This is a genomic window from Borrelia crocidurae (assembly GCF_000825665.2).
Classification (GTDB): Bacteria; Spirochaetota; Spirochaetia; order Borreliales; family Borreliaceae; genus Borrelia; species Borrelia duttonii.
In genome coordinates, this window is the sequence record NZ_LN609267.1 from 858077 (window position 1) to 867115 (window position 9039).

Here is a 9039-nt window from a genome sequence, read left to right on the forward strand (position 1 = left end):
AGGTGAAAGAGAAGGTAGAGCAATTTATTGCAGTACTTTAGATAAGTAAGATTGAAATAAAGTTTTTATAATGTATTATTCTTTAGCGTTATTATTGATAATGAACTTGATTTGGTTAGATTTATGTAATTTTTAGCAAAAAAGTCTTTAGGCTGTTTTTGTTATTTGAGTGAAAAAATATTATAATTGACTGATGAAGATTTTAATTATAGCAAGATGGTCTATTGTAGGCTTTGCTATGATGGTATAGGAGCCGTTTTTATGATTAGTAAAGAACAGAAACAAAAAATAATTACAGAGTTTGGAAAGAATTCGAATGATACAGGTTCAGTTGAAGTACAAATAGCGTTAATTACAGATAGAATAAGGTATTTAACAGAGCATTTGAAAAATAATAAGAAAGATCATAGCTCTAAGAGAGGTTTATTAAAGTTAGTTGGGCAGAGAAGAAGTTTATTGAGATATTATCAAAAAAAGAATTTGGAAGCTTATAGAACCTTAATATCTAAACTTGGACTTAGAAAGTAATAAGGGGTAGGTTTTGAGAAAAATTTTAAAATTAAAAATAGGCAGAGAAGATTTAATTTTAGAGACAGGTTTGTTAGCTAAGCAAGCAAATGGAGCAGTTCTTGCTACTTATGGTGGTTCTACTGTTCTTGCTACAGTCTGTTGTTCAGATTCAATTCGAGAAAATTTAGATTTTGTTCCTTTATCTGTTGAATATAATGAGAAATATTATGCTGCTGGAAAGATTCCTGGAGGTTTTATTAAAAGGGAAGGTAAGCCAAAAGATAAAGAAGTGCTTGTTTCTAGATTGATAGATAGACCTATGAGGCCACTTTTTGATAAAAGGTTTGGTAGGGAAATTCAAGTTGTGCCAACAACTTTGTCTACAGATCAAATGAATCCTCCTGATATTGTGGGGATGAATGCTGCTTTTACGGCTGTTTTTTTGTCAGACATTCCTTTTAATGGTCCTATTGCAGCTGTGAGGATAGCTTATTTAAATGATGAATTTATAGTAAATCCTTCTTTTGATGAGATACAAGATTCTGTTTTAGATATTGTTGTTGCTGGAAGTTTAGATGGAATTACAATGGTTGAGGGTGGTGCTAATGAAGTTAGTGAAGAAATTTTGCTTGATGCTATAGATAAGGCTTATGCTTATATTAAGCAAATTTGTGATTTGCAAAAAGAATTTATATATTTAATAGGTGAGAGAGAAAAGTTACCACTTGCTTATGAGGAAAAGGTTTTTGAATTTAAGGATGATCTTAGAAGTTTAATTTATCCTGAACTTAGAGATGCGTGTTTTGTAAGGGGGAAACTTAATAGAGATAAAGCTATAAAGTTAGTTAAACAGAAAGCTTATGAACATTTTTCTTCTCTTGAGCAGCTCAATGATGAAAATGAAATTCTTTTTTATAAAGCTTGTGATGATTTTGAACAAGAAATTGTTAGAAAATCAATCTTAGAGGATAATCTTAGAACCGATGGTCGTACTCCTACACAAATAAGAGATATTATTGCTGAAGTTGATCTTTTAAAGAGAACCCATGGTTCTGCTCTTTTTACAAGAGGTGAAACCCAGGCATTGGCTGTTACAACGCTAGGTACAAGTATTGATGAGCAAGTAATGGATGATATTGATGGTGATAAGCGTCTTAATTTTATGCTTCATTATAATTTTCCTCCATTTTCTGTTGGCGAGACAGGTAGACTTATGACAGGAAGACGTGAAATTGGACATGGGCATTTAGCTCAAAGATCCCTTGAAGCTATGTTACCTAAAAAAGATGATTTTCCATATACCATTAGAGTGGTATCTGAAGTATTAGAATCAAATGGTTCATCATCAATGGCAACCGTGTGTTCTGGAAGTATGTCTTTAATGGCTGCTGGAGTTCCTGTTAAAGAACAAGTTGCAGGGATAGCTATGGGACTTATTAGTAATGATGATAAATATGTTATTTTGAGTGATATTCTTGGAGAAGAAGACCATTTAGGTGATATGGATTTTAAAGTCGCAGGAACCAAAAATGGGATTACTGGTTTTCAGATGGACATTAAAATTTCAAATGTTACAAAACAATTAATGAGAGATGCTCTTGAACAGGCACGAATTGGAAGAATGCATATTTTATCTATTATGGATTCTGTTATTTCAAGTTCAAGAGGTGATATATCTGTTAATGCGCCTAAAATCGTTCAATTGCAAATTGATATTGATAAAATTTCTCTTGTGATTGGCTCTACTGGTAAGACAGTTAAAGCAATTACAGATGAATTTGAAGTTAGAGTTCAAATTGAACAAGATGGTAGAATTACTCTTTTTGGAACTGATAATTTAAAGATGCAAAAAGCTAAGGCAAAAATAGAGAGTATTGTTAGGGAACCTAAGGTTGGTGAAATTTATGATGGCATTGTGAAAAAAATTAACAGTTTTGGAGCTTTTATTGAACTTACTCCTACTAAGGAAGGGTTTTTGAGTAATAGGTCAAGATCTAGAGATGATAGATATGGTAGTGATATTAGGCATTCTAGGTATAGTAATAGACATTCTAGATATGGGAGAGATAATAGAAGCAGCTTTAGTATGCGTTTCCCAAGATTAGAAGAAGGGCAGATAGTTAAAGTTAGAATATCTGATATTGATAAATTTGGAAAAATTGAACTTGAATTAGCTAGAGATTAATAGGATATTATGGTATTTGTAAATCACATAAACATTATTTTTTTAAGTTTGTTTTTATTTGTGTCATGTCTTACTAATGAAAATATTAAAATTCCTCTTGAGAAAGGCGGTGTTGAAATTTCTTTTGATTTGATGGTTGATAATAAAGACTCGAATATTGATGGCTTAAAGATTGAGGAGAGGGATTATTTATTGGGACTTAGAGATAATGAATCTTTCTTTTTGAGTGATGCTTTTTTACAAGAAGAGAATTCTTATTTTAAAAGTGCTAGAGAGAGTTATGCTAAACAAGATTTTGGTGCAGCCAGTTACTATTTGAATAAAATAGTAACTGATGAAAAAAATTATCCTAAAGAATTAGTTGCAAAGGCAAATTTATTTTTTGGATATTTAAATTATAGTATGGGAATTTATTATCTGGATAATAAAGGAAGACCTGATAATTTTTTAAAAGATGTTGTAAATAATGTTCAAGATGTTGTAGAGTTGCTGAACTTAAATATTTTGTTAAGGATAGATTAGGTGCAATATCTGCATTGAAAGAGGTTGATCAAACTTCTCTTAATTCGGATTATGATCTTGGAATTTATAACTTTTTAAATAATAAGTTTGGAATAAATTATTTAAATTTAGAGACTTTGGGATTTTTAGATAATAGTATTTTTGATATGTTTGTTTTCGAAAATAATGTTTTTGTTGCAAATATATTTGGTGGTCTTTTACGATATGATATTAAAAATAATGAATATAAAGTTTATATTAAAGATAAGAAAAGTATTTTTTTAAATGGTCTTAAAGGTTTTACAGAGCATAGAGGTTCTATATATATTGGCGGCAATAATGTTCTTTATTATATTGATGATTTGGAAGGGTCTGTTAAACAAGTTGAAAAACCTTTACAAATTAATTTAGGTAGTATACAGGTTTTGCTAGGTGCTAAAGATGGTATTTTTGTTGGGACTCTAGATTCTGGATTATGGTTTTATTCTGATAGAGGGGAGTGGACTTATATTAAGCTTAATTCTAATAGAATTTCATCATTATATTTAGATGAGGAAAAAAATTTGTTATTTGTTGGAACAATGAATAAATCTATTTATAGCGTTGATCTAACCGATTTTAATAATGTTAAACATCTAAATGGATTTAGTAAAATGGAGAATGAAAATCATCATATAACCTAATCTAACAAAGTGATAATAATTATTATTATATTGGAACTTATGGTGGTGGGCTCTTTAGACTCAATTTAGATAATCATACTTATATAAGATATGACATTAATAATGATTCTAGCATTGGATATTTTCTTGATATGGAAATTAGGGATAATAAACTATTATTTGCAACTTTTGAGCATGGTTTATTAATTTATGATACGATGAGTGATAGTTGGGATTATTTAGGTCCTAGTGATGGGCTTATTAGTTTAAATTTAATCAAGATTTTAAATTTTGATGATTATGTTATACTTGGGACTTTAAATAATGGTTTGGTTTTTATAAATGAGAGTATTAAAAAACAATTATGAATCTTATATAATTACTGAATTTTGCAAGTATTTTTTTATTACTTTTTTATTTTTTCTTTTTGTGTTTTTCATAAATCAAATACTTTTTTTTATGAGAATACTTCTTCAAAACTATGTGCCATTTTTTAAAGCTTTTATTTTTGTTATATACTCGCTTCCTATGGTAGTTGCTCTATCTCCACCTTTTGCAGCATTGCTTTCTGTGATACTTACTATTTATAGATTTAAACTTAATAATGAAATTTTGGCTTTTAGATCAATTGGAATATCTATTAGTAATTTATTGACTCCTTTTTTAAAATTGGGAGTAATTATTGCATTAGTTTCTTTTATTCTTAATGATTTTTTACTGCCTCTTGGATCTATTGGTAGATTGAAAATTTTTAATGATATTAAAGAAGAAATACCTCATTTAATATTGAAACCTTATTCAAGTAAGCAATATGGAGATTTGATATTTGTATCGGGGGAGAAATCTGAAACAGGTTATAAAAATGTGACTTTTTTTGATAATACTAGACTTAAAGGTTATGACAGAATATTTATGGCAAAAGAACTCAATATTCAAAAGGAAAATCATCAAGTATATTTTATTTTAAATAATGTTTTGTCAATTGCTCTAACAGAAGATGAAAAGGGCTTTTATGATTATTTTTATGCTGATCGTATGAAATATTCAATAGATCAAGTTACTTTTAGTGATGGTTGGGTGTTAACTTATGTGCCCCCATCTCAGATGAGTATGAGAGATGTTTTTAAACTTGTTGTCAGACAAAGTAAATTAGTTGAAGAATTGAATACAAAAAATTATTTGGAAGAAGATCTTTTAAATATGAATTTTGCAAATATTTATTTAAATTATTTATATGATAAGAATAACATTTTTGATGAGAATTCTATTATTGAAAATTTAAATTATGTTTATAGTTTGAGTGTAAATTATGCTCCTTATGAAGATCTTGTTGCCAATAGAAGTTATGCTTTTTTTTATTTGGAATTTTATCAAAAGATTAGTTTGCCATTATCTGTTTTATTTTTTATTTTTTTAGCTTTTGGCATGGGTATGTATTCAAATAAAAAATATTCTATTATTCTTGAACTTGTTATTTCAATTCTTATTTGTGTTTTCTATTGGGCGATGTTTATGGGTGGAAAGGTATATACAGTTCAACATGCTCCGAATCCTATTCTTGTTATTATCTTGCCAAATATTCTTTTAGTGGTTGCAGGCTTAATACTATTTTTGAGACTTCTAAAGAGATGAAAGTAGATAAAATTTTTATAAATAACATATTACTGACTTTTTTATTTATGAATTTTCTTTTTGTAATCTTAATTGTGCTTTTTGATTTATTAACAAACCTTTTAAATTATCTTGAACATAATCTTAGTATTGATGACATTATTTATATTTATTATCTTTACTTACCCAAATGTTTTTCAGATGGTGTAGCTTTATCTTTTCTTTTTGCTATTTCTAATCTTCTTGGTAATCTTTCAATGAGAAATGAAATTATAGGTCTCTTTAGTTGTGGTATTTCGATTGCTAGGATATTGAGATCAATAATTATGCTTAGTGTTTTTGTTTCAGTGATACTCTTTTTTTTTGATAATTATTTAGTTGTAGATACTGTTGCAAAAAGAGATGTATTTCTTAAAAATAATATTGGTAATCAAGGTGCAAATGATAGAAATATAGTTATTAAGGATTTTGCAAGAGAAATTTATAATATTAAACATTTTGATGTTGAGACTCATATTATTACTAATTTGATGATTATTTTGAAAGATCAAGACGATAATTTTAAAAAAAGATATGATATAAGTAAAGCTGAGTGGGTTGATTCTAAGTGGATGCTTTATGGTGTTAGAGAATTTTATAAAGTGGAATTAGATGTTATAGAAAAATTTTATGAAGTTCTTGATGGCGAGAATATTGTGAATTTAGAGCCAGGATATATTAAAATAATTATGCTTTCTTCAAAAACATTGAATTTTTCAAAGCTTGTTACTTGGATTGGAGATTTAATAAAAGAAAATTTAAATTATTCTGATGCGTTATTTGATTTATTGAATAGAATATTTTTTTCATTTAGATTAATATTATTAAGTTTTACTGTGAGTTTTGTAAGTCTTTTTTTGAAGAAAAATATTTTTATATGGAGCTTATTAAATAGTATTGCATTTGCAGTTGTATATGTTATTTCAATTATGGTCTTTAATTTTTTAGCAGATCTTGGTTATTTATCCATATTTATTGCAAGTGCATTACCTACTATTTTATTTATTATTATTAATTTTGTTGTTTATAATCTTATATGTAAATAATAGGGTTTGAGGATTTTATGTTTAATATTATCAAAAATGATAAAAATTCTAATGCAAGACTTGGTATACTTGAACTTCCTCATGGAAATGTTTCAACACCGTGTTTTATGCCGGTTGGTACTTTGGGTGTCATGAAGGCTTTAAAGCATGATGTGCTTGAAAAATTAGAATGTAATTTAATGCTTGCAAATACTTATCACTTGTATTTAAGGCCTGGTATTGATGTAATAAAAAAATATGGAAATTTGCATAATTTTACAACTTGGAATAAAAATTTTTTGACAGATTCTGGAGGTTTTCAAGTTTTTTCTTTATCTAATTTTAGAAAAATTGAAGATGAAGGGGTAGATTTTAAATCTCATATTGATGGTTCTAGACACTATTTTACACCTGAGAGTGTATTTAGTATGCAAGAGACTTTTGAGAGTGATATTATTATGGCTCTTGATATTTGTAGTCCTTATGGTATTGATTATGATGAGGCAAGTTTGTATACAAATATTACAACTTCTTGGGCTCGTCGTACATTGTGTGCTTATAAAAATAGAAAAGAGGGGTATGAGGGTCTTTTATTTTTAATAACACAGGGTAATTTTTTTAAAGATCTAAGGAAAAGAAGCACTGAATCAATTTTGGAATTAAATAGTCCTGGTATTGCGATTGGTGGGATATCTGTTGGGGAACCAAGAGATAGATATTTAGAAATTCTTGAATATAATTCTTCACTAATACCTAAAGATAAACCAAAGTACGTAATGGGTATTGGTACTCCTCATTATATATTAGATGCAATATATAATGGGATTGATATTTTTGATTGTGTTAATCCTACAAGAATTGCTAGACATGGTTCACTTTTGACTGATAATGGAATACTTCGTATTAATCGAGCTGAATTTCGTTTTGATACTTGTTCTGTTGAAAGAGAATGTTCTTGTACGTTATGTACGAGATATTCAAGAGGATATTTAAGGCATTTATTTAAATCAGAAGAAGCACTTGGAGTTATGTTAGCTAGTGAGCATAACATTCATTATATGTTTAGACTAATTAACAAGGCTAAAAATGCAATTATGAATGATAATTTTGTAAAATTTAGAAAGCTTTATTTGGATAAGTATGATGAAGGTAATTTGAATGAGTAGAGATGTTATTTCAACAGTTGTTGTTATGATTGCAATTTTTTTTTCTCGTGTAATGGGTTTTATTAAGATAAAAGTGTTTTCTTATTATTTTGGTGCAAATATTGAAGCAGATATTTTTAATTATGTTTTTAATATTCCCAATAATTTGAGAAAGATCATATCTGAGGGTGCTATGACTTCAGCTTTTATGCCTGAATTTACTCATGAAAAACAGAAATCTGATAGGCATGCTATTGTTTTTTTTAGGCGGGTTATCACTTTTAATATTATAATTATTAGTTTTATTATTTGTGTTATGGTTTTTTTTTCTAAGCAAATTATGTATTTAGTATCTTCTTACAGAGATAGTAATTTGGATTTAGCCAGTTATATATTTAATTATTTAATACTCTATATATTGCTAATAAGTTTGTCATCTATATTTGCATCGGTTTTAAATTCTTATAAAGTTTTTTTTATACCGTCTTTTTCTCCTGTTATGCTTTCTTGTAGCATTATATTAAGCATATGTTTTTTTTATAGCCAATATGGTATATATAGTGCTGTTATTGGGGTTATTGTTGGTGGGATTTTACAGTTTCTAATTCAGATGATAAATTGTATTTGTATTGGTCTTATATATAGACCAATATTGAACTTTAATGATTCTTCATTTTTAATGTTTTTAAAGAGATGGTCGCATATGATTTTATCAGCCTTATTTGCAATTATTACTCAGCAAGTTTCATTTGCTCTAGCATCAACCTTGGATATTGGAAGTGTTTCTGTTTTAAGTAATGCAATTGTTTATTATCAGCTTCCTGTGGGGATTTTTTATGTCTCGATTGCTACGGTTATTTTTCCTAAGATGTCTGAATACGCTTCTTTGGGTGATAAAGAACGTTTGAATGCAATTTTTACTCAGGGAATTAATATGTTAATTTTTCTTTTAGTTCCAATGTCTTTTTTAATGTATGTTTGGGCTGCTCCTATTTTAAATTTATTACTTACGGGTGGTAAATTTTCTGTATATGATACTCAAAGGACCGTTGGTGTGCTGCAATATTTTTTATTAGGATTATTATTTTCTTCAATTTTTGGATTATTTCAAAAATATTATTTTGCAATACGTAATTCCAAAATACCATTGTATTTTAATCTTCTTTTTTCTATTATTGATATTATTATTTCAGTTTTTGGTATTAAGTATTATCAAACGGTAAATGTTTTGCCTATTGCGCAATCAGTTTCTTTTATTATATGCATTATTATTTTTTATTTTATTGGGTTGAGGCATGACATAAATCTTGAACTTAATAGAAGCATAGTCGTTCTTATTAAGTCATTTATTACTATTATTC

The 9039-nt window shown here is 27.9% G+C and carries 5 protein-coding genes and 2 pseudogenes; all 7 read left to right on the forward strand.

The features are described 5' to 3' along the window. Positions 1-261 precede the first annotated feature (261 nt). Positions 262-528: a 30S ribosomal protein S15 gene (gene rpsO, locus BN1173_RS04135; RefSeq protein WP_014696616.1), complete on the forward strand. Its 267-nt coding sequence runs from the start codon at positions 262-264 to the stop codon at positions 526-528. Between the two features lie 13 nt (positions 529-541). Beyond that, positions 542-2695 (forward strand): polyribonucleotide nucleotidyltransferase, encoded by a 2154-nt coding sequence (gene pnp, locus BN1173_RS04140; protein ID WP_040236829.1) that lies wholly within the window; start codon positions 542-544, stop codon positions 2693-2695. A 9-nt stretch (positions 2696-2704) separates the two neighbouring features. Beyond that, positions 2705-4226 (forward strand): annotated as a pseudogene (locus BN1173_RS04870) (hypothetical protein). Further along, positions 4201-5490, forward strand: coding sequence for an LptF/LptG family permease (locus BN1173_RS04150; protein ID WP_040236831.1), 1290 nt, complete (start codon positions 4201-4203; stop codon positions 5488-5490). Before BN1173_RS04870 ends, BN1173_RS04150 begins: the two are co-directional and overlap by 26 nt. Beyond that, positions 5487-6554, forward strand: coding sequence for an LptF/LptG family permease (locus BN1173_RS04155; protein ID WP_040236833.1), 1068 nt, complete (start codon positions 5487-5489; stop codon positions 6552-6554). The genes BN1173_RS04150 and BN1173_RS04155 overlap by 4 nt, the downstream gene beginning before the upstream one ends. A gap of 17 nt (positions 6555-6571) precedes the next feature. After that, positions 6572-7699, forward strand: a complete 1128-nt coding sequence (tgt, locus tag BN1173_RS04160; protein ID WP_014696622.1) for a tRNA guanosine(34) transglycosylase Tgt — start codon at positions 6572-6574, stop codon at positions 7697-7699. After that, positions 7692-9039 (forward strand): annotated as a pseudogene (gene murJ, locus BN1173_RS04165) (murein biosynthesis integral membrane protein MurJ); the annotation flags it as partial. The gene tgt and the pseudogene murJ, both read left to right, overlap by 8 nt.

Bases quoted from the DNA above. Each gene is read 5' to 3' on its own strand.
- rpsO (WP_014696616.1), top strand. From the start codon at position 262: ATGATTAGTAAAGAACAGAAACAAAAAATAATTACAGAGTTTGGAAAG.
- BN1173_RS04150 (WP_040236831.1), top strand. From the start codon at position 4,201: ATGAGAGTATTAAAAAACAATTATGAATCTTATATAATTACTGAATTT.
- BN1173_RS04155 (WP_040236833.1), top strand. From the start codon at position 5,487: ATGAAAGTAGATAAAATTTTTATAAATAACATATTACTGACTTTTTTA.
- tgt (WP_014696622.1), top strand. From the start codon at position 6,572: ATGTTTAATATTATCAAAAATGATAAAAATTCTAATGCAAGACTTGGT.